Raw genomic sequence first — 25,474 nt, forward strand, 5'->3', positions numbered from 1 at the left:
ACCTCCTCGGGGGTGGCCTGCGAGCGATCCCCGCGCGGCTGGTAGTCGTCGTGCGCGGCCTGTGGTCGGGCGGCGAGCTCCTGGTGGTGGAAGCACCTGCGGCGGGGGCGGCGCGGGGCCTCGGCCCGGGCGTTGCGTTTGCGCCTGCGGCGGAGCGGCCCGAAGGGCGCGCGCCGCGCGCACACCTGCGGCGGGGGTGGCGTTGCGTTTGCGCCTGCGGCGGGGCGGTCCGAAGGGCGCGCGCAGCGCGTACACCTGCGGCGGGGGCGGTGCGGGGCCTCGGGCCGGGCGTTGGCTTTTGCGCCTGCGGCGGAGCGGGGGCATGCGGGTGTGTCGCCTGGGACGGGTCCGGGGCCTCGGGAGGTACGTCGCGCCTTCGGCGGGATTCGGGGTGCGTGCCGGTTTCCGGGATGCCGCGCCGGCGCGTTGACCGGGTTAGCGTCGGGTTCCGTCTGCCGCGGGCGCGGGGCCGCGCGTCGGGGTTTCGAAGCAACTCGAGCCCCACCACAGGCGAAAGCCCAACGCACGCCCTGAGCCGCCCCGCCCAGGCGCAAGCGCGACACGCGCCGAGCAGACCGCCCCGCCGAAGGCGAACCCACACTCGAGAACCGCCCCGCCAGAGGCGAAAACGCGACGCGCGCCAAGCAGACCGCCGCGCTGCAGGCGAAAGCGCAGCGCACACCCTGAGCCGCCCCGCCGCAGGCGAAAGCACAACGCACGCCCGAACCCCCCGCCGCAGGCGTAAGCGCAACGCACACCCGAGAACCGCCCCGCCGCAGGCGAAAGCGCGACACGCGCCAAGCAGACCACCCCGCCGCAGGCGACAGCGCAACGCATACCCAGAGCCGCCCCGCCGCAGGCGTAAGCGCGACGCACCCCCGTAGACCCGAAACCGCGCCGGAGGCGGGGGTGCACCGCGTCGGACCCGGGGACCCCGTGGTGGGCCTGCGGTGAGGCGGGCCGCGGTGCCGGGTCCGACGCGGGGTGGCAAGGGGTGACCGGCCCTCGCCTCCCGAGGGGGCCGCTGACAGGACGGCCCGTGAGCCACGGGGCCCCGGCCGGGGACGGCCGGCCGGGCCCTGCGGGCCCCGCCCCTCCCGTACGCGGAAGTCAGCTGCCCGTTCACCCCGAGGTCTCACCGCACAGCATCGCGCGGAGCCCCCCGCGCCGATAGGGGCCGGTCGACCCCAGGCCGCGGGGCCCACCGGCCCCACCACCGCGGCGAGTCGGTTTCCGGACAGGTCTGGGCCGAACGGCCCTACCGTCGCTCCAGGCACACGGCTTCTACTGGCGTCGTCAGTCCTGCCGCTCTGGCCCTGGCCTCCGGCCGAGCGCAGCGTGGCGGGCCCCGCACGCAGGAGGCACGGCACATGAAGACCCAGCGCCACCAGTCCGCCGGTGCCCGCCGAGAGGTGGTACGTGACCGCGGTGCCCACCGATGAGTAGCCCTGTGCAGTCCCCCAGACTCCTGCAGCTCAGCCGTGCAGAATCGCTTCAGCTGCTGACGGAGACGGCCGTGGGACGGGTCGCCTTCTCCCATCGCGCGCTGCCGGCGATACGCCCGGTCAACTACGTCGTCCACGACGGCTTCGTCGTCGTCTGCACCCACCGGGACAGCGATCTGCCCGGCCCCTCCGCGTTCAGCGGGGTCGTCGCCTTCGAGAGCGACGCGATGGACCCCCACACCCGTACCGGCTGGAGCGTCGTGGTCACCGGCACCGCGACCCCGGTGGCCGACGAGGACCTGCGGGCGCGCTACCGCGATCTGCTCGACCCGTGGCTCGGCGTGGACGTGGACCAGCTCGTCACGATCACCACCGACATGGTCAGCGGGATCCGGCTGGTGAACGAGCGCCGGGAGGCGAAGCCGCGCTAGCGGCCCCGACGACCGCCCCCGGCCGGTCAGTTGTGCGGGATCACCGCCACCGGGCACACCGCGTGGTGGATCACGGCGTGCGCGACCGCGCCGAGCCGGGTGCCCAGCGGCGGCCGGTGGCGGCGTCTGCCGACCGCCAGCAGGGCGGCGCCGGACGTGGCGGAGAGCAGGCGTGCCGCGGCGTTGCCGCTGACGACCTGGGCGGTCAGCCGGATCTCGGGGAACTTCTCGTGCCACGGCCGCAGCACGGCGAGCAGTGCGCGCTCGGCCTCGTCCCGCGCCGGCAGGCTCGACCGGGGGTGCGCGAACGGCAGCGGCGGCTGCCAGACGTTCAACGCCAGCAGGGACGCCGAGCGGCGGGCGGCGGCGTCGAACGCGAACGCGATCAGCTCGTCGCAGGGACGGCCGACGTCCAGCCCGACGACCACCGCGCCCTGGTCCGCGACGGCGGAGGGACGGCCGACGTCCAGGCCCGGGACCGCCGAGCCGCGGCCGTCACCGCCGGCGTGGCGACCGGACCGCTCGGGCCCGGCCCGAACCAGCACCACGGGGCACGAGGCGCGGGCCACGGTGGCCAGCCCCACGGAGCCGACGAGGAAGCCGGCGAACCCGCTCGCCCCGCGCGAGCCCAGGACCAGCAGCTCGGCCCGCACGGCGGCGCGCAGCAGCACCTCGACCGGGGCGTCTGATATCTGCCGTGTCTCGACGTCCAGTTCGGGATGGCGCTCGTGGAGCCGCGCCTGCGCGTCGTCCAGCATCCGGCGTCCCCACCCGGCGGCCGTCTCGTCGGCCGCGAGCCCGGCCACGCCGCGCGGCGGCCACTCCCAGGCGTGGACGAGCCGCAGGGGCAGTCCGCGGCGCACCGCCTCACGGGCCGCCCAGTCGGCGGCGGCCCGGCTCTCCCCCGAACCGTCGAGGCCGACTGCTACGAGTCCCGCCATGTCAGGCTCCTTCCGTGGGGGCTTCGTCCCAGCGTCGGCGCCGGCCCGGGCGCGCGGCAGGGGCCGTTGGTCCCGTGGTGACGAGCGCGAGTGGCCCGCGGCGGCGACGGCGATGGGCACCACCGCGTGAGGCCGGGCGGCGGGGGCCGACGGCCGTCATCCGGCGGGCCGTTCGGGGACCACCGCCACCGGACACGGGGCCCGGTGCAGCAGCGCGTGCACCACGGGGCCGAGCCGCAGCGTGGACCGGGCGCCGGTGCCGCGGGCGTCGCCCAGGACCACCAGGTCGGCGCTGACGGCCGCCTCGAGCAGCACGCGGCGCGCGGGCCCCTCGGCCGCCAGCTGCTGCACCCGCACCCCGGGGTGGCGCCGGCGGCACTCGTCGAGGGCCCCGGCCAGGAACTCGCGGGCGCGCGCGTCGTGGCCCTCGGCCGCCCCCGTGGCCAGCATCAGGTCGCCGATCTCCTCCCGGGCGGGGCAGCGCCAGCAGCGCACCGCCTGCAGCGGGCAGCCGGCCGCCTCCGCCTCGCGGAAGGCGAACCGGAGCGCCGCGGAGTCCGCGCCCCGGTCGCCGACGCCGCACAGGATCCGCCGGCGGCGCGCGGTCACCTCACCTCGTACGACGACGACCGGGCAGTGTGCCCGCGCCGCCACGGACAGGCTCGCGGAGCCCAGCAGGGCGCCGACCAGACCGCCCTGTCCGTGGGAGCCGACGACGAGCGTGTACGCCTTGTCGCCAGCGGCGACCAGCGCGTCGGCGGGCGCGGCCGGCGCCACCTCGGTGCTCGCGTCGACCTCCGGCCGGCGCAGCCGGGCCCGCTCCCGCGCCTCGGTCAGCGTCTGTTCGGCGAGCAGCCGTTCGACGGGCCGGGCGATGCCGAAGGCCGGGGCGAGCCCCTCGTACCGGTCCCAGAGCGAGGCGTGCACCAGTCGCACCGGCCGCCCGTGGAGGGCCGCTTCGTCCGCGGCCCAGTCGACCGCCCGCAGGGCGGACCCGGAACCGTCGACGCCTACGACGATGGGCAGTTCCATGCCGCTCACCTGCCTCTGCCGGGTGCTGTCCGAGCGTGCACGGTCCCACCCTGCTCGCCCGCCCGGCCGAAGGGCAGGGGCCGCGCGGCCCGCGCCGGGGACGTTCGGCCCTGGAACGTCCCCCCAGGCGGCACGGCGCCCGCCGCCCTGCTGCGTCCGGGTGACGGCAGGGCGCGGCCCGGCGGCGCGGGAGGTGATCTCTGAGAGGGTCGCGTGGCGGCCGCGCTGCGGTGTGTCCGGTGACCGGCCCGACCGGAACGCCCGGTCCCCGGGGTGTTGGAGGAGAGACGATGACCCGACTGGCAGTGCGTGCGGCGACTGCGGCCCTGGCGACCGCGGCGGCCCTCTTCGCGGCGCCCCCCGTACAGGCGGACGTGGCCCGTCCCCCGCTGCCGGACGCCACGGACGAGGCGTTCAACGAGGCGTGCCTGACGGCGCACAACGCCTACCGGGCCCGGCACGGCGCCCTCCCCCTCGTCCTGGACGACGCGGCCGTCGCGCACGCCCGGCGCCGCGCGGCGGACGCCTCCACCGTCGAGGGTCCCGGCGCGGTCCCCGGGAGCCGGGCCGGCTACGGCGAGAACCGGTACTGGAGCGCGTCGTACGAGGACGAGGCGGCGGCGTGCGCGGCGGCGGTGGACCTCTGGTACGACGGTGTCGCTCACTACGACTGGGCGAACCCCGGCTTCACCCGCGGCGCGGGCACCTTCACGCAGCTGGTGTGGAAGTCGAGCCGGAAGCTGGGCTGCGCCCGCGCCGCGGGCCGCGCGCCGGGCGCCGAGTGGCACGAGACGTACGTCGTCTGCGCGTACAGCCCTGCCGGAAACATCACCGGCCGCTTCCCCGCGAACGTGGCCGCACCGACCCCCTGACGCACACCCGTGCCGCCCGCGCAGCGGGCCGAACGGCCCTGGAGCCGGACCCTCTCAGCCCCTGCCCGATCCGCACGCGCTCGGGGGATCCTGAACCGGACCGGGTGGCGAGGGGGCCGATCCATGACCGAGTACGCGACGCGGCACCGCGAGATCGGTGCCGTCATGACGCCGGACGTGATCCGGGCGCGTCCCTGGGACACGTACCGGGACGTGGCGCGGCTGCTGCGGGAGAACGGCATCAGCGGTGTGCCCGTCGTGGACGACGACGGGCGGGTGCTGGGCGTGATCTCGGAGACGGATCTGGCCGGGGCGCCCGCCGGCCGGGCGGACCGGCTGATGACGTCGCCCGCGGTCCTCGCCCACGCCGAGGACACCGTCGCCGACGTGGCCCGGGTCATGGCCGTCCGGCGGATCGAGCGGCTGCCGGTGGTGGACGACGAGGACCGGTTGATCGGCATCGTCACCCGGAGCGACCTGCTGCAGGGTGCCGCGCGCAGCGGGGTCTGACTCCGCCCGCCGCCCTCACCCCTCCGCGTCGAGGTACACCCACGCCCCGTCCACCCGCGTGAAGCGGCTGCGCTCGCGCATCTCGCCCGCCTCCCCGTCCTGGGTGTAGTGGGCGCGGAACTCCACCACGCCGGTCTGGTGGAACGCCGAGCCGTCGACCGTGTCGAGGATCTCCAGCCGCCGCCAGCGCAGCCCGGGCTCGAAGTCGACGCGGACCGGCCGCCCCGAGGGGTGCCAGGTGCGCAGCAGGTACGCGGCATCCTGTACGGCGAAGGCGCTGAACCGGGAGCGCATCAGCTGCTCGGCCGTCGCGGCGGCCGCCGTACCGGCGTGCAGCCGGCCGCAGCAGTCGGCGTAGGCGGCGGGGAGGCCGCAGGGGCAGGGCTTGGGCTTGCTCATGGGGGCCATTGTGCCCGCGCGCGGAGCGACGACGATCACAGGGCACCTTCGCGGGCCGGATTATGCAACTGGTTGCAAAACCACTGCGCGCCGCGCTACAACAGACCCATGAGCCACCCCTACCCGCACCTCCTGCGCCCCCTCGACCTGGGCTTCACCACGCTCCCCAACCGCGTGGTCATGGGCTCGATGCACGTGGGCCTCGAGGAGGCCGAGAACGGCTTCGAGCGCATGGCCGCCTTCTACGCCGAGCGCGCCCGCGGCGGCGCCGGCCTGATCGTCACCGGCGGCATCGCCCCGAACGAGGCCGGCCGGCCCTGGGAGGGCGGCGCGAAGCTCACCACCGACGAGGAGGCGGCCCGGCACCGGGTGATCACCGGGGCCGTGCACCGCGCGGACGGGCGGATCGCGATGCAGATCCTGCACTTCGGCCGGTACGCCTACCACCAGGACCTCGTCGCCCCGAGCGCCCTGCAGGCGCCGATCAGCCCGTTCCCGCCGCACGCGCTCACCGACGCCGAGGTCGAGCAGACCATCGACGACTTCGCGCGGGCCGCCGGGCTGGCGCAGGCGGCCGGGTACGACGGTGTCGAGATCATGGGCTCCGAGGGCTATCTGATCAACGAGTTCATCGCCGCGGAGACGAACAGGCGCGACGACCGCTGGGGCGGCTCGTACGAGAACCGCACCCGCTTCCCGCTGGAGATCGTCCGCCGCGTCCGCGAGCGGGTCGGCACGGACTTCATCGTGATCTACCGGCTCTCCATGCTCGACCTGGTGCCGGGCGGCTCGACGCTCGACGAGGTCGTCACACTGGCCAAGGAGATCGAGGCGGCGGGCGCGACGATCCTCAACACCGGCATCGGCTGGCACGAGGCCCGCATCCCCACCATCGCGACCTCGGTGCCCCGCGGCGCGTACAGCTGGGTGACGAAGAAGGTGATGGGCGCGGTCTCCATCCCGCTGGTCACCAGCAACCGCATCAACACCCCCGAGCTGGCCGAGGAGCTCCTCGCCGACGGCCGCGCCGACCTCGTCTCGCTGGCCCGCCCCTTCCTCGCCGACCCGGAGTTCGTGGCGAAGGCGGCGGCGGGCCGCGCCGACGCGATCAACACCTGCATCGGCTGCAACCAGGCCTGCCTCGACCACACGTTCAGCATGAAGATCACCTCCTGTCTGGTGAACCCGCGCGCCTGCCACGAGACGGAGCTGGTCCTCTCCCCCACCCGCACCGTGAAGCGGATCGCGGTGGTGGGCGCGGGCCCCGCCGGCCTCGCCTTCGCGGTGTCGGCGGCCGAACGCGGCCACACCGTCACGCTCTTCGACGCGGCGGACGAGATCGGCGGTCAGCTGAACGTCGCCCGGAAGGTGCCCGGCAAGCAGGAGTTCGACGAGACGCTGCGCTACTACCGCACGCAGCTGTCCACGCACGGCGTGGAGGTGCGACTGGGCGCCGAGGCGGGCGTGGCCGAGCTCTCCGGCTACGACGAGGTGGTGCTGGCGACCGGCGTCACCCCGCGGATCCCCCAGATCCCGGGCCGGGACCACCCCTCGGTGCTCAGCTACCTCGACGTGCTGCGCGACGGCGCCGAGGTCGGCACTCGGGTCGCGGTCGTCGGTGCGGGCGGTATCGGCTTCGACGTGGCGGAGTTCCTCACGGACGAGGGCGAGGGCGCCGCGCAGGACCCGGAGGTCTTCTTCCGGCAGTGGGGCGTCGACACGTCGTACGAGAACGCGGGCGGACTGCGCGCCCCGCACCGCACGAAGGCGCCGCGCGAGGTGTGGCTGCTGCAGCGCAAGACCAGCAAGGTCGGTCAGGGCCTCGGCAAGACCACGGGCTGGATCCACCGCACGGAGCTCAAGCAGCGCGGGGTGACGATGCTCGCGGGCGTCACGTACGACCGGATCGACGACGCCGGACTGCACGTGACGGTGGACGGCACGAGCCGGGTCCTGCCCGTCGACCACGTGGTGCTGTGCACGGGCCAGGAACCGCGCCGCGACCTGCACGAGGCGCTGCGCGCGGCCGGCGTCGAGGCGCATCTGATCGGCGGCGCGGACGTGGCCGCGGAGCTGGACGCGAAGCGGGCCATCGACCAGGGCACGCGGCTGGCGGCGCGGATCTGAGGGCCGCGCCGGCTTCCCGGGGATCCCTAGGATCTACGTCATGTCCCTCCCGCACGCCATCCTCACCGCGCTGCTCGAGAAGCCGTCGTCCGGTCTGGAGCTGACCCGCCGGTTCGACAAGTCGATCGGCTACTTCTGGTCGGCGACGCACCAGCAGATCTACCGCGAGCTGGGCCGGCTGGAGCAGGCCGGGCTGATCCGCGCCCTGCCCTCGGACCAGCCGGCCCGCGGGCAGAAGCGCGAGTACGAGGTGCTGGCCGCCGGCCGGGAGGAGCTCACGGCCTGGGTCGGGACCCCGCAGGAGCCGAGGGCGCTGCGCGATCCGCTGTTCCTGCGGATCCGGGCTGCGGCCGTGGTCGGCACGGCCGGCCTGCGCGTGGAGCTGCTTCGGCACCTCGAGCTGCACCGGCGACAGCTGGCGGAGTACGGGGAGATCGAGAAGCGGGACTTCGCGGCGCCGGGGCTCGGTGCCGCGCAGCGGATGCAGTACCTGGTGCTGAAGGCGGGCATCGGGCTGGAGAGCCACTGGGTGGCGTGGCTGCGGGAGGCGATCGCGGAGCTGGCGGAGATCGACGCGGCGGCGGCACGCGGCGCGGGCCCGGGCGCGGGCCGCTGAGCCCGGTGCGGCGCGCTTCCCGGCCGTTTGCGACCATGGACGTATGACGGAGCGCAAGCCAACCGGCATCGACTTCGAGTCGTGGATCGACCGGCAGATCCGCGAGGCCACCCAGCGCGGCGAGTTCGAGAACCTGCCCGGCAAGGGCAAGCCGCTGACCGACGACGACGCGCCCTACGACGAACTGTGGTGGGTGAAGCAGAAGCTGGCGCGGGAGAACTTCTCCGCGCTGCCCCCCACGCTGGTGCTGCGCAAGGAGGCGGAGGACGCGCTCGCGGCGGCCCGTACGGCCCCCTCCGAACGCGTGCTGCGCAAGCTCCTGGACGAGGTCAACGACAGGATCAGGGAGGCGATCCGCCGTCCCCCGATGGGCCCGCCGCTGAACATGGGCCCCATCGACGTGGACGCCGTGGCCGCCGAGTGGCGGGCGGCACGGCCCGAGGAGCCCGTTACGGAGCCCGAGCCCGCCCCGGCCCCCGAGCGGCGCTCCCGCGCCGCCTTCCTGTTCCGCCGCCGACGGGCGGCCCCGCCCCGGTAAGGGGTCACGCCGAACCGTCGCGCGCAGCCGGTGGCCGCACTCCGCGGGCCACCGGCCGCGTTCAATAGGGCAGTTGCCGGCCGGACGGGGTTCTCAGGTCCAGCTCGCGGTCTCGTCGCGGCACTGGACGGGGTCGTACGCGGATACGGATCTGCTGGTTCATCTCGCCCTCCCTGATCGCGCGCCCTGTTCGCGTCCTGCCCCTCATACCCTCCTCCGCGCCCGCTCATCCCACATCGCCCGGCGGAAGGCTCCCGCCCTCCCTCCCGGGGAGCAGCACCGCTTCCGAAAGTACTCCCGGGGTACGACAATCCGGGCCCGCGCCCCTTCGCGGGACGTAGGGGGCAGGTGTCAGCGGGGCACGGAGGCGCAGTCCATCATCCGGTGCATCACGGACACCGGGACGGCCGGGTTCTCCGCGGCGTCGCGGGCGGTGGCCAGGTCGAGGAGCAGCGGCGCCAGGGACGAAGGCGGCAGCGCGGGGTTGCGCAGGATCGGACCCTGGACCGCGAACGCGGGGTCGCCGAGCAGCCGTACGGCGGACTCCGGGCTGAGCCGCGCGTCCCCGGCCGCGCGGCCCCGCACCTCGGCGTCGGCGTCGCGGCTGAACCGCTCGACGAGTGCGGCGGTGGACGCGGGGTCGTCGAGCGCGAGCATCCGCACCCGCGGGCGCGGATCATCCGCGAAGCGGAGCAGGTCGCGGCGGGGGAAGTGGGGATGGCTGCGGGGGCGGCCGGGGAACGAGAAGCTGCCGTGCCACCAGCTCCACACGTCGAGCAGTACGCCGGCGGTGGCGTCGTCGCAGGATTCCGTGAGGAAGAGCCGTACGACGCGGTCCTCGTCGCCGGCGAGGGCCTCGACGACGTCCGGCGGCAGGTGTGGGGCGCGCGCGACGCTGCGGCGGATCCGGAGCTTGGCGGAGGCGGCGAGCTGCCGCATCGCGTCCGGGTCGTCGTACAGGGCGGCGACCCACCACAGCGCGAACGTGCGGTCGTCCGCGGTGATGTCCGGGACCGCGTCCGCCATCGCGGCGATCTCCGCCGGCGTTCCGGGCGGGCGGGCGCCTAGGTCCGGTGGCCGCTCGATACCGCGGTGGCGCGTCGCGGACGCCCAGGACGGGGGCGGGTCCGCTCGCAGCTCCTGAAGGGCCTCCCGCAGGTCCCGCTCCGGGGTGGCCGCCAGCACCCCGTCCCACTGCGCGGGCGAGAGCCGTCCCGTCTCGGCGGCGGCCACCCGGGGCCGTGGCAGCGGGTGCACCACGGCCGCCTCCAGGACGCCGTCCGGCAGGTCGTCGCGGTAGAGGAAGCGCACGTGCCCGCTGCCGAGCAGCCGGATCAGCACCCCGTCCGGGGCTCCCCTGTTGAACCCCAGGCCGGTGAGCCACTCCTGCACCAGCTCCCGCGAGCGACCTCCGCAGTCGGTCACGGCGCTCCAGGCGCCGTCACCCGCGGCCCGCGTCAACTCCACCCCGGCACCCTACCGTCGCCTCTCCCCCAACCGTTGACATGCCCCCGGAACGCTGCCAACCTGACCGCTCGAAGCTGCGCGTTCACCCCCCACTTCGCTCAACACTGCGCAATCGAAGCCCGTTTCGAACGGAGATGGCCACCTTGCGAAGATTCCGGCACAAACACCAGGCGACCGCCGCCGCCGGCCTGGCCGCCGCCCTCGCGCTCACCCTGCTCGGCGCCCCCGGCCAGACGGCCGGCGCGGCGACGCCGGGCAGCGGGGTGCTCGACGCGGGCAACAAGAGCGTCACCTGGCAGAGTCCCGTGTACGCCGAGGGCAACTTCGGCGGCGCGGGCGACTGTCCGCCCGCCGCGGAGGATCCCGAGAACAAGGTCTGCGACCGGTTCGACCTCACCGTGGACGTGCCGGACGGCTACTGGTCGGACAACCCCGAGGGCGGCGTGCCGATCGCGATCCAGTGGGAGCGTCCGTCGGACGACTTCGACATGTACATCTTTGACGACGCCGGCAAGCAGGTCGCCTCCGCGGCCGGCACCGCCGACCCCGAGGCCACGGTGATCCCGAAGGCCGACGGGCGCTACCACGTGGTGGTCGTGCCGTACGACGTGCACGACAACGCGTACACCGGAAAGGCGTATCTGCCCGAGACCACCGACGCGGGCGACCTGACGGCGTTCAGCGGCGGCGACGGCAGCTACGCGATCGAGGCCGGGCAGCTGAAGGCCCGCGCGGACTTCCTGGAGAACGGTCAGCTGCGGCTGCAGGCGTCCCCGGACGGGGTGTTCACCGACCCCGCCGGCGGGCAGATCATCCGCAACCGGCCCGGGCTGCTGAAGCAGACGTCCGCCTCCGACGAGGGCGACCACTATGCGATCCGTGCGAAGGACGCCGTTCTGCGGGTCTACAAGAAGCCCCTGCGCTTCGCCCTCTACAAGGCCGACAACCGCACGCCCGTCTGGCAGGAGGACGAGCCGCTGCGCTGGTCGACCGGCGGCATGCGGCAGAGCCTGAAGCGGCAGACGGACGAGCAGTTCTTCGGCGGCGGCGAGCAGAACGGTTCCTTCTCGCACCGCGACCGCACCATGTACGTCGCGAACAACTTCAACTGGAACGAGGGCGGTTACAACAACTCCCAGCCGTTCTACCTCTCCTCCGCGGGCTACGGCGTCTACCGCAACACCTTCGCCCCGGGCGTCTACGACTTCGGCCCGTCGGTGAAGACCGGCCAGCAGGAGCGCCGGCTGGACGCGTACTACTTCCTGGGTGACGCTAAGAGCGTCATCGGCAAGTACACCTCCCTCGTCGGCCGGCCGTTCATGCCGCCGGTGTACGGGCTGGAGCCGGGCGACTCCGACTGCTACCTGCACAACGCCAACCGCGGCGAGCGCCACACTCTCGACGCCCTGAAGATCGCCGACCAGTACGTCGCCAACGACATGCCGCTCGGCTGGATGCTCGTCAACGACGGCTACGGCTGCGGCTACGAGAACCTGGAGCAGACCGCCAAGGGCCTGCAGGACCGGAACATGCAGCTCGGCCTGTGGACCCAGGACGGCATCGACAAGCTCGCCGACCAGGTCAAGGCCGGCCAGCGGGTGGCGAAGCTGGACGTGGCCTGGGTCGGCAACGGCTACGGCTTCGCGCTCGACGCCTGCGACGACGCCAAGGCCGGCATCGAGGACAACAGCGACGCCCGCGGCTTCGTCTGGCTGCCGGTGTCCTGGGCGGGCGCGCAGCGCTGCGGCGTGCTGTGGTCCGGCGACCAGTCGCTCAGCTGGGACTTCATCCGCTGGCAGATCCCGACGTACGCGGGCGCCACGATGTCCGGCATCGCGTACAACACCGGCGACGTGGGCTCGATCTACCGCCACGACGCCAAGATGTACACCCGTGACCTGCAGTGGAAGACATTCCTCCCGGCCATCATGACGATGGACGGCTGGGCCCGGGACATCACCACCCGCCAGCCGGCCGATCAGCAGCCGTGGCGCGACCCGGAGCCGTACCGCTCCATCAACCGCAAGTACCTGCAGCTGAAGGAGCGGCTGCTGCCGTACATGTACACCCTCTCCGCCCAGGCGGCGAAGACGGGCGTCGGCGCGGTCCGCCCGCTGTGGCTGGAGTACCCGGACGACCCGGCCACGCTCGGCCCGAACGCCAAGTACGAGTTCCTGACCGGCGAGGACTTCCTGGTCGCCCCGGTCTACCAGGACTCCGAGACGCGCGACGGCATCTACCTGCCGAAGGGCACGTGGACGGACTACTGGACGGGCAAGACCTACCAGGGCCCGACCACGGTCAACGGGTACCACGCCCCGCTCGACACCCTCCCGCTCTTCGTCCGCGGCGGCGCGATCGTGCCGATGTGGCCCGAGGGCACGCTGTCCTGGCAGACCCGCGACCGCGGACAGCTGGGCTGGGACCTGTACCCGCAGGGCCACAGCTCCTACACGCTGTACGAGGACGACGGCGTGACGCGTGAGTTCAAGGGCGGCAAGTCCGCGACCCAGCAGGTCGTGGTCGACCAGGAGACGGCCCGCACGGTGGTACGGGTCGGGGCGAGCGTCGGCTCGTACGACGGGAAGGTCCGCGCCCGCTCGTACACCTTCACCGTGCACGGTGAGAGCGCGCCGCACCAGGTCGTGCTCGGCGGGACAGCGTTGCCGCGCTCGGCGTGGTCGTACGACGCGGGGACCGGCGTCACCACGGTGACGACGCCGTCGCTGCCCATGGACCGCGACTTCACGCTGCAGCTGCTGCGCTGAGCCGCGCCCTTCCAGCGCCCGACGGGGGCGCCCGTGCCGGTCCACCGGCCGGGCGCCTCCGTTCGCCGGGGGTTAAGCCCCCGGCCAATTTCATCTCGTACAGATAACGGGTCTAGTCCAGAACACTCCTCCGAGGCATCCCAAGGAGCCCCGATGCACGCTCCCCTGTCCAGAAGATCCCTCCTCGGCGGGGCCGCCGGCGCGGCCCTGCTGTCCGCCCTCCCGCTCAGCGTCCGCGACGCTCTGGCGGCGCCCGCCCGGCCCGGCAGCCTCCAGGACATCGAGCACGTGGTGATCTTCATGCAGGAGAACCGGGCCTTCGACCACTACTTCGGCACGCTCCCGGGCGTCCGCGGCTTCGGCGACCGCACCGCCGTCCGCGGCGTGAACGGGCGCTCCGTCCTGCACCAGCCGGACGCCTCCCGCGCCGAGGGCCGTCTGCTGCCCTTCGCGATGAACGCCGCGCACACCAACGCCTACCGCCAGGGCGCCCCGGCCTTCGGCTACACCGACTCGATGAACGCCTGGAACGGCGGACTGGCCGACGGCTACGTCGCCCGCCGCAGCGGCGGCTGGCTCGGCCAGGGCTACTACGAGCCGGCCGACATGCCCTTCTACAACGCCCTGGCCTCGGTGTTCACGGTCTGCGACGCCTACTACGCGTCGATGAACTGCAACACCAACCCCAACCGCGACCACTTCATGACCGGTACCAGCGGCGGCACGGTCCGCGATGTGGCGGTCTCCGACAACAGCTACATCGGCGGCGGCTACGAGTGGACGACGTACGCCGAGCGGCTCGAGGCGGCGGGGGTCAGCTGGCAGACCTATCAGGCGATCGACAACTACGACGACAACGCGCTGGCCTGGTTCACGCCGTTCCAGCAGGCGAAGCCCGGGGACCCGCTGTACGAGCGGGGCATGCGCCGGGTGGGCGATCCGGCCCAGCAGGGCGACCCGTTCGCGATGGGCGACGCCCTGGTGAAGGCGTTCTCGGACGACGTCGCGGCCGGGAAGCTCCCCCAGGTGTCGTGGATCGTGGCCCCGGCCGCGCTGTCGGAGCACGCGAACTACGCACCGCCGAACGGCGAGCACCTGACCGCGCGCCTCATCGGGGCGCTGGCCGCGCATCCGGAGGTGTGGGCCAAGTCGGTGTTCATCCTCAACTACGACGAGCACGGCGGCTTCTTCGACCACGCCCTGCCGCCCGTCCCGCCGCTCGGCGAGGGCCGCGGCGCCTCCACGGTGCCGACGGACGGCGAGGTGGTGATGCGCGTGACGAAGGCCGGGAAGACGTACCACCGGATCATGCGGCACGACGGCGCCTACCGGGTGCGGGCGGCCGACGGTTCGCTCGCCTGGTCGGCGGCGCTGCCGGAGGGCGAGACGGTGGTGTCCGGCCCGTATCCGCTGGGGCTCGGCACCCGGGTGCCGATGATCGTGGCGTCGCCGTGGACGCGGGGCGGCGCGGTCGACTCGACCGTCTTCGACCACACCTCCGTGATCCGGTTCCTGGAGCGGCGGTTCGGTGTGCGCGAGCCGAACATCAGCCCCTGGCGGCGGGCGGTGACCGGTGATCTGCTCTCCGCCTTCGACTTCTCCGGCGAGGAGCCCGCCTGGCCGCAGCTCCCCGACACCAGCGGCAACAAGGCGAAGAGCGACGCCGCCGCCTCCCGGCCGTCGATCAAGGTGCCGAGCCCGCAGTCCGTGCCGCGGCAGCAGCGCGGCACCCGCACCCACCGCCCGCTGCCGTACGCGCTGACCGCGACGGCCCGTGTCCGCGACGGCCGGACGGCGCTCACCCTCGCCAACTCCGGGAGCCAGGCGGCGGTCTTCCATGCCTACGCCGAACCGGGCACCCCGCCACTGCACTACACGGTGGGCGCGGACGGCCGGCTCACGGACACCGTGGACACCCGGGACCTGCGGATCCACGGGCCGAGCGGCTCGCTGTGGCATGTCCGCGGCGGCGGGGACGGCCTCGACGCGGAGATCAAGCCGGACGACGGCGCCCTGGAGGTGGAGCTGATCAACGACAGCCCGCGCGCCCGCACCCTGAAGGTCGCCGATCTGGCGTACGGCGGCGGGCTCACGGAGATACGGCTGGCCGCGGGCGAGTCGCGCAAGCTCACGGTGCCGGTGGCCGAACACGGCTGGTACGACGTGGCGGTCACCGCCGCCGACGACCCCTTCCACCTCAACCGGGCCGCCGGGCGGCTGCCGTCCGGGCGCGGCGGGCAGACGGACCCGGCGATGGGCCGGCCCGACCCGCTGACCCTGGACGTCGCCCTGGAGTCGGCCTCGACCACGATCGACGAGCCGATCCTCATCCCGGGCCGGCCGGCCCGGATCGACGCCGTCGCCTCCGCCGCCGCGGCGCTGACCGATATCGAGGCGCGGCTGGTCGCCCCCGACGGCTTCAAGGTCCGCGAACTCACCCCCTTCCCCGCCGAACTGGCCGCGGGCGCCCGCGCGACCGCCGTCTGGGAGCTCACCCCGCCCGCGGACCTGGACCCGAAGGCGAGCCCGCGGCTGCTCGTCGTGTCCCGTGCCGCGGCCGGCGCGGAGCTGGCGCTCGCGGAGGGCGAGGTGCGGGCCCGGATCGCGCCGACGATGGCGGGTCATCTGCTCGGTGAGGACTTCGAGTCCGTCGCCCCCGCCCTGCTGCCGGGCGTCGACCGCCCCGCCCCCGCCGGCCTCCTCGGCTGGACGGCCACCGGGCCGGAGGGCTGGTCGGTGGTGAACGCGGAGGGCATGCCGCAGGGGACGACGGAGCTGCAGGGCTGGACGTTCATGACCAAGCGGCTGTGGTCGACCGGCGGTCAGAACCGGTCCGACTTCACGCGGGGCCTCGGTGTCCTGGCCGTCGCCGACCCCGACGACTGGGACGACAAGGGCGGCCCCGCGAGTCGGGGCCGCTTCGACTCCACGCTCGTCTCCCCCGCCGTCGCCGTCCCCTCCGGCACGCAGCGCCTGCACCTCGGCTTCGACTCGCACTACCGCCAGGAGGCCCCGCAGAAGGCGTCCGTGACGGCCGTGTTCGACACCGGCGAGGAGGTGCGGCTGCTGTCGTACAGCAGCGACACCTCCGGCAACGACAACGCCGGCAAGGACGTGGAGAACGCCTTCGTCGCCCGGAGCTTCGCCGTGCCGTCCGGCGCCGCGTCGGTGCGGCTGAGGTTCCGGATGTACGACGCGGGCAACAACTGGTACTGGGCGGTGGACCACGTCCGCCTGGACACCGCGCCCGTCACCGGCTGACGCTCAGCGACAGCAGGCCCGACGGCGGTACGGCCACCGTCGTCGGGCCGGGCCCCAGCGCCACCCGGGACTCCGTCCGTACGAGACGCCCGCACGCGTCGTGCACCCGCACGTCCGCGCTCGCCGGCCCGCCGGAGGGGACGAGCACCAGCCGGCCGGCGGGCGTCGCGTTGACCACGTCCACCTGCCGGTGCCGCGTCAGGTCCACGCCGACCGCCGCCTGTTCCTGGTGCACGACGACCGCCTGGTGCTCACCGGCGGTCGCCCGGATCACCGGGTACATCTCGTCGGGGCGGCCGGGCTCCAGCTCGCCGTCCAGCAGCACGGGGCGCAGCCGGCGCCACTGGGCCAGCCAGAACTCCACCGTCTGCCGCTGCTCGGGCAGCAGCTCCGCGATCCGGCAGGACAGCTGCGGCACGGCGTGCAGCACGCCGAGCAGTTGCCGGGCGACCCACTCGGGCGCGGCGGCCGGGTCCCACATCAGCATGTCGGAGTGCACCGCCCCGCCGACGGCGCCGAGCGCGATGTCCACGGTGCGCACGCGGTTGGCGACGGCGTCCGCCGGGCAGTCGTTGGCGCGCAGCAGGTTCCCGTACGCCGCCATGCCCGGGCCGAGGTACGGCTGGCGCAGCTCGATCAGCGGACCGGCGGGACACAGCCCGCCCAGCCGGTCGCGGAGTTCGCCGAGCAGCAGCTCCATCGCGCGGCCGATGTCACCGCCGCCGTCGCCGGCGTAGACGCCCGCGTTGTCCAGGAAGTCGATCTTCAGTCCGTCGAGCCCGTACTCCCCGACCAGCCGGGCGCAGGTCTCGACGACGTGCGCGCGCACGGCCGGCTCGCGCGGGTCGAGCACGTGGGCGCGGGGGGCGGTGGGACTGGGCCGGGTCGCGTACGGGGCGAGGTCCGGCCACACCGGCGAGTCCGGGCCGGCGAGCAGCGGCGCCACCCACGCCAGATACGCCATGCCCAGCTCCCGTACGGCGGCCACATGGGCACGCAGATCGGGGAACTTGGCGGTGTCGACCGTCCAGTCGCCCGCCCACGCGTAGCCGCGCTCGCTGCCGCCGCGCTGCCAGCCGTCGTCGAGGATGAGCATCCCGCAGCCCAGGTCGGCGGCGAGCCGCGCCTCGTGCTCGACCGCGTCGGCGGTGAGGTCCTGCCCGAAGGCGTACCAGGTGGAGTACACCGGCACCCGCCCCGACTCGGGCAGGGGCAGCGGGGCCCGCGCGGCGGACGACGCCAGATGCGTACGCAGGGACCGCAGCGCGGCGGCCGGGGTGGCCGAGCGCGGCGCGAGCACCACGGTGCACGGGCTGCCGGTGGCCGTGTACTCCAGGTGGACGACGAAGACGCGGCGCTGCTCCGACACCCCGAAGACCAGCTCCGTCTCGGTCACCGCCTGTTCGGCCGCGAAGGCGAGCAGGGTGGCGCCGGACGCCTCGTACAGACAGCCGAGGGCGTGCCCGTCGATGAGCGAGGTGTGCGCGCGTCCGGTCCAGTCCGGCGGCAGCGACCGCTCCCAGCCGCGTACCGGCGGCCAGTAGCCGACGGCGTCGCGCAGCGGGACGCCGAAGCGGATCTCGACGGGCGTCCCGGCGGGGGCCGTCACGTCCAGGGCCGTGAGCCCGCCGGGCAGCCGGCGGGTGGCGTGGCCGGCGGGTCTGCCGTCCGCCAGTACGGCGACGGTCACCGCGTCGAGCAGCGGGGTCGTGGGGGCGGGCGGGCGCTCGGCGGTGGTCACCGCGCTGGTGGTCACAGGGCTCCTTTGACGGGGACGGGGGTTCCGGTGCGGGCGGAGGCGAGGGCGGCGTCGACCATGGCGAGGCTGCGGAGGTTGTCGCGGCACTCGCCCTGCGGCGGGGCGCCCGTGCGCAGGGCGGTGACGAACTCGTCGAGCGCTTCCGCGAGTCCGGGGAACTCGGCGTCCGACCGGCCGCACGGCACCCGGGCCGGCGGCTTGTGGTCGAGCCGCAGCTCGGGGGCGCCCAGACCGTCCCACAGGGCGGTGCCGTGCTCGCCGGTGAACCGCCACGAGCCGCTCCAGGCGGTCTCGTCGCCGCGGCTGGTCCAGCATCCGCTGAAGGAGAAGCGCAGCCCGCCGCTCATCCGGAACTGGGCGAGCGCCGAGTCGTTGCCCGCGTAGCGGCTCCACGGGGTGCGGAAGGTCTCGCAGTACGCCGACTCCGCCTCCGTGCCGGTCAGGGCGCGCACCGTGTCGAAGAGGTGGATGGCCATCTCCTCCATCAGCGGTTCGGCCGCCGCCAGCACGTAGGGCACCGGCCGGTGGTCGCGCCGGTGCGCGACGCTCACCGAGGACAGCCGGCCCAGCCTCGGCAGCGCCCCGCGCAGGGCCACCACGCCGGGCTCGTAGCGCCGGTTCTGGCTCACCATCAGCAGCCGGCCGACGGCGGACGCGGCCGAGGTGAGCGCCTCGGACTCGGCGAGGGTGGCGGCCATCGGCTTCTCCGACAGCACGGGGATGGCGCGGGTCAGCGCGGCGAAGGTGGTGTGCTGATGGGCGGCGGGGGTGGTGCAGTTGACGAGGAAGTCCGGCCGGGTGCGGCCGAGCAGCCGGCCCAGGGACTCGTCGGCGGGCGCCCCCGTGAGGCCGAGCTCGCCGAGGAGCCGCTCGGCACGCACCGGATCGGCGTCGGCGACCCCCGCGATCCGCACCCGGGGATCGGCCGCCAGCGTCAGCGCCCAGTGCCGGCCCATGAACCCGGCCCCCGCGATCACCACGGTCAGCGGCTCGTCCCCGGGGACGGTCGCGAAGGGGGCGGTGCTCGTCTCGTACGGGGTGGGGTCGGCGAGTGTGCCCCGCGAGGCCGTCGTCATCGCCACCACCCCACCGGGGCCTGCTCGTTGCGCGGCGGCGGCCCGACGGGCGCGGCGGGGGCGGCCCACCAGACGGCGTTGGCGATGACCTGCCGGACCTCGGGGAGGTGGTAGACGGGGCACTCCTGGTCCCCGGGGCTGAACAGGAAGACCCGGCCGGCCCCGCGGGTGTAGCAGGCGCCGCTGCGGAAGACCTCGCCGCCGGTGAAGCCGGAGACGAACACCAGCTCGTCCGGCTCGGGTATGTCGAAGGGTTCGCCGTACATCTCGTCCTCCTCGATCACGAGCGGTTGCGGGATCCCGGCCGCGATGGGATGGCCGGGTTTGACCGTCCACACGAGCTGCCGGTCGTCGCCGTGCCGCCAGCGCACCGCGCAGCTGGTGCCCAGCAGCGCGCGGGTCAGCCGCGACCCGATGCCGGAGTGCAGGACGACCAGGCCCATCCCCCCGAGCACCCGCTCCCGCAGCCGCTCGACGAGGTCCCGCGGCACCTCCTCGTGCCTGAGGTGGCCCCACCAGACGAGGACGTCCGCGCCGAGCACCCGCTCGCCGTAACCGTCCTGGTCCTGGGTGGCGGTGGTCACGTCGTACGGGGTGAGTGCGGCGAGGGACGGCGCGAGCAGGCCGTGGATGCCGTCGGGGTAGCGGGCGCGGACCTCGGGGCGGGTGCGTTCGTGGTGGTTCTCGTTGAAGACGACGACGCGCATGCGGCTCAGCCCTTCGTCGCGCCGCCGGTGAGGCCCTTCACGAACTGCTTCTGCAGCGCGAGGTAGAGCGCGAGCACCGGCAGGGTGGACAGGAACATCAGACCGAAGACCGTGCCGAAGTCGGCCTGGTACTGGCCGATGGCCCGGTAGATACCGGTGGTGATGGTGGTGCCCTGGCTCGGCCCCAGGATGATCAGGGGGTTCAGGAAGTCGTTCCAGATCCAGACCCCGAAGAAGATCACCGAGCTGGCGGTGGCGGGCCGCAGCAACGGGAAGACGACCTGCCAGAAGGTGCGGAACCAGCCCGCCCCGTCGATCGCCGCCGCCTGCTCCAGCTCCACCGGCACGGACTTCACGAACCCGGCGAAGACGAAGACCCCGAAGGGCACGTAGTAGCCGACGTTGAACAGCACCAGCCCCTGCACGCTGGCCATCAGGTCGAAGGTGCGCAGCACCTGGGTGATGGGCAGCAGGATGACCTGCGGCGGGATCATCAGCCCGGAGAGCAGCACCAGGGTGGCGGCCTTCCCCCAGCGGGAGCCGGTACGGGCCAGATAGTGGCCGAGCATCGCTGACAGGACGGTCAGCACGATCACCGACAGGGTGGTGACCAGCAGGCTGTTCCCGAGGCTGACCCAGAACAGGTTGTCCGAGCGGGTCATCACCCGGGTCAGGTTGTCCAGCGTCGGCGGGGACGGCAGGTCCGCCGGGTGCGGGGCGATGTCCGCTCCGGTCTTGAAGGCGTTGGCGAGTACGACGTACAGCGGCACGGCGAAGAAGCAGCCGAGCACGGTGACGGCCAGCGGCCGCAGCCAGAGGGTCCTCACAGCTCCACCTCCCGGCGCTGGAGCAGCTTGAGGGCGACCGCGGAGGCGGTCGCGACGATCACCAGCATCACGATGGCCATCGCGGCGGCGTAGCCCTGGCGGTTGGCGGTGAAGCCGGTCTGCAGGATGACGAAGGCGACGGTGGCGGTGGTGCCGGAGCCCGGGCCGCCGTTGGTGATCACCTGGATATGGTCGTACGCCTTGAACGCCGTGATCAGCATGACGACGGTGTTGATGGTGAGCGCGGGGGCCAGCAGCGGCCAGGTGACGTGCCGGAACCGCGCGAAGGGGCCGGCGCCGTCGATGGCGGCCGCCTCCAGCAGTTCGCCGGGCACGGACTGCAGCCCGGCGAGGTAGACGACCACGCAGAAGCCGAGCATCTGCCAGGACATGATCACGCCGAGGGAGTACAGGGCGAGCGTGGGGTCGGAGAGCCAGCCGACGGGGTCGACGCCGATCCAGCCCAGCGCCTGGTTGACCACGCCGTCGTCGGCGAGGAGGCGGGTCCACACGATGGACACGACCACCGAGCTGAGCACGACGGGCACGAAGAACACCGCCCGCCAGGCGTTGTAGAACCAGCCCTTGCGGTCGAGCAGCATGGCGATCGCCAGACCGCCGGCGTTCGGCAGGACGACGAGCATCACCGTGAGCTGCACGGTGACCTTCAGCGCCTGGTGGAACTCCTCGTCCTCCATCAGCAGCCGGTAGTTGCGCAGGCCCGTGAACTCGGTGGGCGGGTTGAACGGGTTGTAGTTCGTGAGGCTGTAGCCCAGGCTCAGCAGGACGGGCGCGAGCACGAAGCAGCCGTAGACCAGCAGCCCCGGGGCGCCGAAGACGGCGAACCTGCCGAGCCGGGAGCGGAGCCTGCGGCCGCGCCGCGCGGCGGCGGGGACGGGTGTCGCCGCCGGTGCGGGCGGCCGCAGACGTGTGTCGGTCGCCATGGGTCAGGAAGCCTTCTCCCACTCGGCGTCCAGGAACTCGGCCGCCTCCTGCGGGCTCTTGCGGCCGAGGATGACGTCCTGGGCCGAGGCGTGCACCTTGGCGTCCAGGCCGGGCAGCAGGGCGTCGTCGCCGGTCTCCCAGGCGAACGCCTTCACCGTGGCGTTCTGCTGGGCGGAGGCCTGCCACAGGTCGTACGACGCCTGGTAGACGGGTCCGGTGTCGGCGGGCGGGGTGTAGCCCTTGATCGCCGGGTAGAGCGCGTCGGACTTCACCGAGTTGTCGAGGTTGGACTTGTCCAGCTGGAAGGCCAGGGCGAACTTCTTCGCCGCGTCCAGGTGCCTGGACTTGGCGTTCACCGACAGGCCGCCGCCGGTGTAGCCGGCGGAGAGCACGGAGCCGTCGTCGGTGGGCCAGTTGAAGACGCCGATGTCGTCCTTCAGCTCGCTCTTGTCGGCCGCGGCGGCGAACCAGCAGCCCATCGGGTACATCGCGCCCTTGCCCTTGAGGAACGCCTGCTCGGTGGCCGCGTAGTCGAGGGAGACCATCTTCTTGTCGATGTAGCCCTCCTGCGCCAGCTTCTGCAGCTTGGTGAGGGCGCCGACGAACGCGGGGTCGGTGAACTTCACCTTGCCGGCGCGGCGCTGGACCATCCAGTCGGGGGTCGTCTTGTAGACGTCGGTGCCGACGATGCCGGTGAGCGGCAGCACCGTGGGGAAGGCGTCCTTGCCGCCGCCGACGACGAACGGCTGGATGCCCTTCGCCTTCAGCTTGGCGGAGGCGTCGAGCAGTTCGTCGTATGTCTTGGGCGGGGCGGCGATCCCCGCTTCCTGGAACATCGACTTGCGGTAGTAGACGCCGGGGATGGACTGGGTGTTGGCGGGGAGCTGGTAGACGTTGCCGTCGATGGCGCCGCCGTCGGGGACCGTGAAGTCCTTCAGCTCCGCCGGCTTCCAGGAGTAGAGGTTGCCCGCGTCGCCGAGGCCGGTCGGGGCGACGGCGATCATCACGTCCGGGAACTGACCGGACGCCAGCAGCTGCTTGGCGTAGGCGGTGCGGTCGGTGGTGGGGGCGACCAGCTTCTTCACCTTGATGTCCGGGTACTTCTTCTCGACCCGGCCGATGGCCGCGTCCCAGTACTCGGGGGTCAGGTTCGGGGTCTCGAAGGTCAGGAAACTGATCTCCTGCCTGTCCTTGCCGCCGGAGTCCCCGCCGTCGTCGGCGCCCTCGTCGACCGAGCACGCCGCGAGCGAGACGGTCAGGGCGCCGGTGACGAGGGTCGCTGCGATCCGGCGGGTCCGGTGCATCGCGCTTGTGCGTCGGCTCAGCATCACGAGGTCCTTCGGCTCAGGGTCGTGAGCGTTCCCGTGAACGCTCACGGAGAACCATCAGGGCAGTACGGCGATCGGGTCAAGACCCGTGCAGAAGACGGTAGATGGCAGTTGGCGCGGTATGAGATCGGCAGTGCGCGCGACTGTTGACAGCGCGTCACGGGATCCGCATGATGGCCCGTGAACGCTCACGTGACCCCTCACGGAGGACACCTTGCCCGCAGCACCACGGCCCCGGCGACGGGTCACGATCGACGATGTCGCCCGCTCGGCCGGCGTGTCCCGGCAGACGGTGTCCCGGGCGATCAACGACAAACCGGAGATCGACCCGGCCACCCGCGAGCGTATTCTGCAGATCGCCCAGGCGATGGGATACCGGCCCAGCCGCTTCGCACGCGGCATGGTCAGCCAGGGCGTCACGACCCTGGGGCTGGTCATCGCCGATGTGCTGAACCCCTTCTTCCCCGAGGTCGTCGCCGGGGTGATGGCCGCCGCGGACGAACGCGGCTGGCAGGTCGCCGTCTACAGCACCGGCTCCGCGATGGAGCGGGAGCAGGCGGTGGCGCAGACGGTCGCGGACCATGTGGACGCGTGCGTCGGCTTCTTCCTCGACGACGGCGCGATCGACAAGGTGCAGGGCAGCGGCATCCCGTTCGTCCTGCTGGACCACGACAGCCGGCCGCCCGCCATCGGCGGGGTGCGGATCGACTTCGAGGCGGGCCTGCGCCAGGCCATGGAGCACCTCGTGGCGCAGGGCCACCGCCGGATCGCGATGCTCGACGACCGCGGCCGCGAGGACGCGGGCGCCCCGCGCACCCGGCACTCGCTGTTCCTGTCGATAGCCGCGGAACTGGGCCTCCCGGCCGACGAGTCCTGGGTCCAGCCCACCGCCAACTCGATCGCCGGCGGAGGCGACGGCCTGGACGCGGTGCTGGCGGCGCGCCCGGACATCACGGCGGTCGTGGCGTACAACGACATGCTGGCGATCGGCGCGATGCGCCGCGCCCGCAGCCGCGGGCTGCGCGTCCCGGAGGACTGCGCGTTCGTGGGCTGCGACGGGCTCAGCCTGGGCGAGCTGGTGGACCCGCCGCTCTCGACGGTGCACATCGACAAGCAGCAGCTGGGACGCGCGGCGGTGGAACAGCTGGCGGCGCTGATGGCGGGGTCCCGACCGGGCGAGACGGTGATGGTGCCGCGGCTGGTGGTGCGGGGGTCGAGCTGACGGGCGCCCCCGATCCGGGGGGCGGCCTCGCGTCCGTCCCGGGGGCGGGCGCGCGCCGCGTCAAGGGGCGCGCCGCGCGCCGTGTCACGGCTCCGTGACCCCCTGCTCCTCCAGGATCAGCCGCAGCGCCCGCAGGGCGTAGTACGTGCGGGACTTGACCGTGCCCGGGGGGATGCCCAGGCGCTGGGCCGCCTCGGCCACCGTGTGCCGGCGGAAGTAGACCTCCGCCAGGACCGCGCGGTGCTCCGGGCGCAGTCGCTGCAGCGCGTCGCTGAGGAGCCAGCGCTGCAGGGCGTGGTCGAACTCGTCGCCGGTCGCGGGGAGTTCCTCCTCCGGCAGCTCCGTCTCCGGCGGCCGGGCCGCGACCCGGCGGTGCGCGGAGATCGCCAGGTTCCGGGCCACCCGGCGCAGCCAGGGCCAGGCACGTTCGGTGTCGAGGGCGTCGCCGAGCTGCCAGGCCCGCAGGAACGTCTCCTGGACGATGTCCTCGGCCCGCTGGTGGTCCCCGCCGGCCCAGTGCAGCACGTCGGCGTGCAGGGCGCGGCCGTGGCGGGCGTACAGACCGGCGAGCACGCAGTCGTCCTGCGCGGGGTGTGCCGGTGACCTGTCCACAGTAGGGGTACGCGAGTGGGGTGGGCGCGGTTCAACACCCCGGCGCGCGTACGGGCGGCTGTCAGTGGCGGGTGCGAGGATGCGGGGGCAGGAGACCCACACGTACGGCCGACGGAGCGAGGGCGACATGGCCAGGCAATTCCAGGTGACCTACGACTGCGCCGACCCGGGCGCACAGGCGGAGTTCTGGGCCGCGGCGCTGGGCTACCGGCTCCAGCCGCCGCCTGAGGGCTTTCCCGACTGGACGGCGGCGCTGACCGCGTGGGGCGTGCCGCCCGAGCACCACAACGACCGTTCGGCGATCACCGACCCGGACGGGGACGGCCCGCGGGTGTTCTTCCAGAAGGTCCCGGAGCCCAAGACCGCGAAGAACCGCGTGCATCTGGACGTCCGCGCGGCCCCGGGCCTCACGGGCGACGAGCGGATGGCCGCGCTGGAGGCCGAGGCGGACCGCCTGACGGGCCTCGGCGCGAAGCGGTTCGCCCGGGTGGAGCCGGGCGGGCTCGACATGGGGCACATCGTGATGACGGACCCGGAGGGCAACGAGTTCTGCCTGGACTGACCGCGGCGCGGGAACCCGGAGGGCAACGA

General features: G+C 73.6%; 21 protein-coding genes and 1 pseudogene. 10 read left to right on the top strand and 12 right to left on the bottom strand.

Annotation, left to right across the window (positions count from 1 at the left end; all coding sequences use genetic code 11):
• A pseudogene (locus tag AB0M28_RS09535) lies at positions 1–185 on the bottom strand (hypothetical protein); the annotation flags it as partial.
• 1,265 nt (positions 186–1,450) lie between these two features.
• Between AB0M28_RS09535 and AB0M28_RS09540 the strand changes: the two are divergent.
• Entirely contained in the window at positions 1,451–1,876 is a 426-nt protein-coding gene (locus AB0M28_RS09540) for a pyridoxamine 5'-phosphate oxidase family protein (RefSeq protein ID WP_365400411.1), read from the top strand.
• A gap of 26 nt (positions 1,877–1,902) precedes the next feature.
• Here AB0M28_RS09540 and AB0M28_RS09545 read toward each other — a convergent pair whose 3' ends face one another.
• Complete coding sequence (locus AB0M28_RS09545) at positions 1,903–2,817, bottom strand: universal stress protein (protein WP_365400414.1); 915 nt, start codon at positions 2,815–2,817, stop codon at positions 1,903–1,905.
• A 156-nt stretch (positions 2,818–2,973) separates the two neighbouring features.
• Positions 2,974–3,849, bottom strand: a complete 876-nt coding sequence (locus tag AB0M28_RS09550) for a universal stress protein (RefSeq protein WP_365400417.1) — start codon at positions 3,847–3,849, stop codon at positions 2,974–2,976.
• A gap of 290 nt (positions 3,850–4,139) precedes the next feature.
• On the opposite strand from AB0M28_RS09550, the gene AB0M28_RS09555 reads away from it, so the two are divergent.
• Both AB0M28_RS09555 and AB0M28_RS09560 read left to right on the top strand, forming a co-directional pair.
• Positions 4,140–4,721, top strand: coding sequence for a CAP domain-containing protein (locus AB0M28_RS09555; RefSeq protein ID WP_365400420.1), 582 nt, complete (start codon positions 4,140–4,142; stop codon positions 4,719–4,721).
• 123 nt (positions 4,722–4,844) lie between these two features.
• Positions 4,845–5,231 (top strand): CBS domain-containing protein, encoded by a 387-nt coding sequence (locus AB0M28_RS09560; protein WP_365400423.1) that lies wholly within the window; start codon positions 4,845–4,847, stop codon positions 5,229–5,231.
• A gap of 15 nt (positions 5,232–5,246) precedes the next feature.
• Here AB0M28_RS09560 and AB0M28_RS09565 read toward each other — a convergent pair whose 3' ends face one another.
• Positions 5,247–5,630 (bottom strand): YchJ family metal-binding protein, encoded by a 384-nt coding sequence (locus AB0M28_RS09565; protein WP_365400426.1) that lies wholly within the window; start codon positions 5,628–5,630, stop codon positions 5,247–5,249.
• A 108-nt stretch (positions 5,631–5,738) separates the two neighbouring features.
• Here AB0M28_RS09565 and AB0M28_RS09570 point away from each other — a divergent pair, with 108 nt between their 5' ends.
• From AB0M28_RS09570 to AB0M28_RS09580, 3 genes are read left to right on the top strand one after another with little or no spacing between them, the layout of a single operon-like run.
• Positions 5,739–7,757: an NADPH-dependent 2,4-dienoyl-CoA reductase gene (locus AB0M28_RS09570; RefSeq protein WP_365400429.1), complete on the top strand. Its 2,019-nt coding sequence runs from the start codon at positions 5,739–5,741 to the stop codon at positions 7,755–7,757.
• A gap of 40 nt (positions 7,758–7,797) precedes the next feature.
• Complete coding sequence (locus AB0M28_RS09575; RefSeq protein WP_365400432.1) at positions 7,798–8,373, top strand: helix-turn-helix transcriptional regulator; 576 nt, start codon at positions 7,798–7,800, stop codon at positions 8,371–8,373.
• A gap of 43 nt (positions 8,374–8,416) precedes the next feature.
• Positions 8,417–8,911 carry a DUF1992 domain-containing protein gene (locus AB0M28_RS09580; protein WP_365400435.1) on the top strand — a complete coding sequence of 165 codons (495 nt, stop codon included), beginning with the start codon at positions 8,417–8,419 and terminating at the stop codon, positions 8,909–8,911.
• A gap of 351 nt (positions 8,912–9,262) precedes the next feature.
• On the opposite strand, the gene AB0M28_RS09585 is transcribed toward AB0M28_RS09580, so the two are convergent.
• Entirely contained in the window at positions 9,263–10,378 is a 1,116-nt protein-coding gene (locus AB0M28_RS09585; protein ID WP_365400438.1) for a hypothetical protein, read from the bottom strand.
• Between the two features lie 143 nt (positions 10,379–10,521).
• Here AB0M28_RS09585 and AB0M28_RS09590 point away from each other — a divergent pair, with 143 nt between their 5' ends.
• Positions 10,522–13,146: a TIM-barrel domain-containing protein gene (locus AB0M28_RS09590; protein ID WP_365400441.1), complete on the top strand. Its 2,625-nt coding sequence runs from the start codon at positions 10,522–10,524 to the stop codon at positions 13,144–13,146.
• Positions 13,147–13,299: 153 nt separating this feature from the next.
• Positions 13,300–16,407 carry a phosphocholine-specific phospholipase C gene (locus tag AB0M28_RS09595; protein WP_365400444.1) on the top strand — a complete coding sequence of 1,036 codons (3,108 nt, stop codon included), beginning with the start codon at positions 13,300–13,302 and terminating at the stop codon, positions 16,405–16,407.
• On the opposite strand, the gene AB0M28_RS09600 is transcribed toward AB0M28_RS09595, so the two are convergent.
• The 6 genes from AB0M28_RS09600 to AB0M28_RS09625 are packed head-to-tail and all read right to left on the bottom strand — an operon-like array spanning position 16,397 to position 23,049.
• Positions 16,397–18,163, bottom strand: coding sequence for a glycoside hydrolase family 36 protein (locus tag AB0M28_RS09600; RefSeq protein ID WP_365400447.1), 1,767 nt, complete (start codon positions 18,161–18,163; stop codon positions 16,397–16,399). The genes AB0M28_RS09595 and AB0M28_RS09600 overlap by 11 nt on opposite strands.
• On the bottom strand, positions 18,160–19,242 hold the full coding sequence (locus AB0M28_RS09605; RefSeq protein ID WP_365400449.1) for a Gfo/Idh/MocA family oxidoreductase: 1,083 nt from the start codon (positions 19,240–19,242) through the stop codon (positions 18,160–18,162). Before AB0M28_RS09605 ends, AB0M28_RS09600 begins: the two co-directional genes overlap by 4 nt.
• Positions 19,239–19,949, bottom strand: coding sequence for a ThuA domain-containing protein (locus tag AB0M28_RS09610; protein ID WP_365400452.1), 711 nt, complete (start codon positions 19,947–19,949; stop codon positions 19,239–19,241). The genes AB0M28_RS09605 and AB0M28_RS09610 overlap by 4 nt, the downstream gene beginning before the upstream one ends.
• A gap of 5 nt (positions 19,950–19,954) precedes the next feature.
• Positions 19,955–20,776: a carbohydrate ABC transporter permease gene (locus tag AB0M28_RS09615; RefSeq protein WP_365400455.1), complete on the bottom strand. Its 822-nt coding sequence runs from the start codon at positions 20,774–20,776 to the stop codon at positions 19,955–19,957.
• The gene (locus tag AB0M28_RS09620; RefSeq protein WP_365400458.1) at positions 20,773–21,720 is read right to left on the bottom strand and encodes a sugar ABC transporter permease; all 948 of its coding nucleotides are present in this window, start codon (positions 21,718–21,720) and stop codon (positions 20,773–20,775) included. Before AB0M28_RS09620 ends, AB0M28_RS09615 begins: the two co-directional genes overlap by 4 nt.
• 3 nt (positions 21,721–21,723) lie before the next feature.
• Positions 21,724–23,049, bottom strand: coding sequence for an extracellular solute-binding protein (locus tag AB0M28_RS09625; RefSeq protein WP_365400461.1), 1,326 nt, complete (start codon positions 23,047–23,049; stop codon positions 21,724–21,726).
• A gap of 214 nt (positions 23,050–23,263) precedes the next feature.
• Here AB0M28_RS09625 and AB0M28_RS09630 point away from each other — a divergent pair, with 214 nt between their 5' ends.
• A complete protein-coding gene (locus AB0M28_RS09630; protein ID WP_365400464.1) occupies positions 23,264–24,271 on the top strand; it encodes a LacI family DNA-binding transcriptional regulator in 1,008 nt (335 codons plus the stop codon).
• 84 nt (positions 24,272–24,355) lie between these two features.
• Here AB0M28_RS09630 and AB0M28_RS09635 read toward each other — a convergent pair whose 3' ends face one another.
• Positions 24,356–24,883, bottom strand: coding sequence for a sigma-70 family RNA polymerase sigma factor (locus AB0M28_RS09635; RefSeq protein ID WP_365400467.1), 528 nt, complete (start codon positions 24,881–24,883; stop codon positions 24,356–24,358).
• Positions 24,884–25,010: 127 nt separating this feature from the next.
• On the opposite strand from AB0M28_RS09635, the gene AB0M28_RS09640 reads away from it, so the two are divergent.
• Positions 25,011–25,445 carry a VOC family protein gene (locus AB0M28_RS09640; protein WP_365400470.1) on the top strand — a complete coding sequence of 145 codons (435 nt, stop codon included), beginning with the start codon at positions 25,011–25,013 and terminating at the stop codon, positions 25,443–25,445.
• Positions 25,446–25,474 lie beyond the last annotated feature (29 nt).

It is taken from the genome of Streptomyces sp. NPDC051940, from assembly GCF_040680895.1.
In the GTDB taxonomy this organism is placed as follows: domain Bacteria; phylum Actinomycetota; class Actinomycetes; order Streptomycetales; family Streptomycetaceae; genus Streptomyces.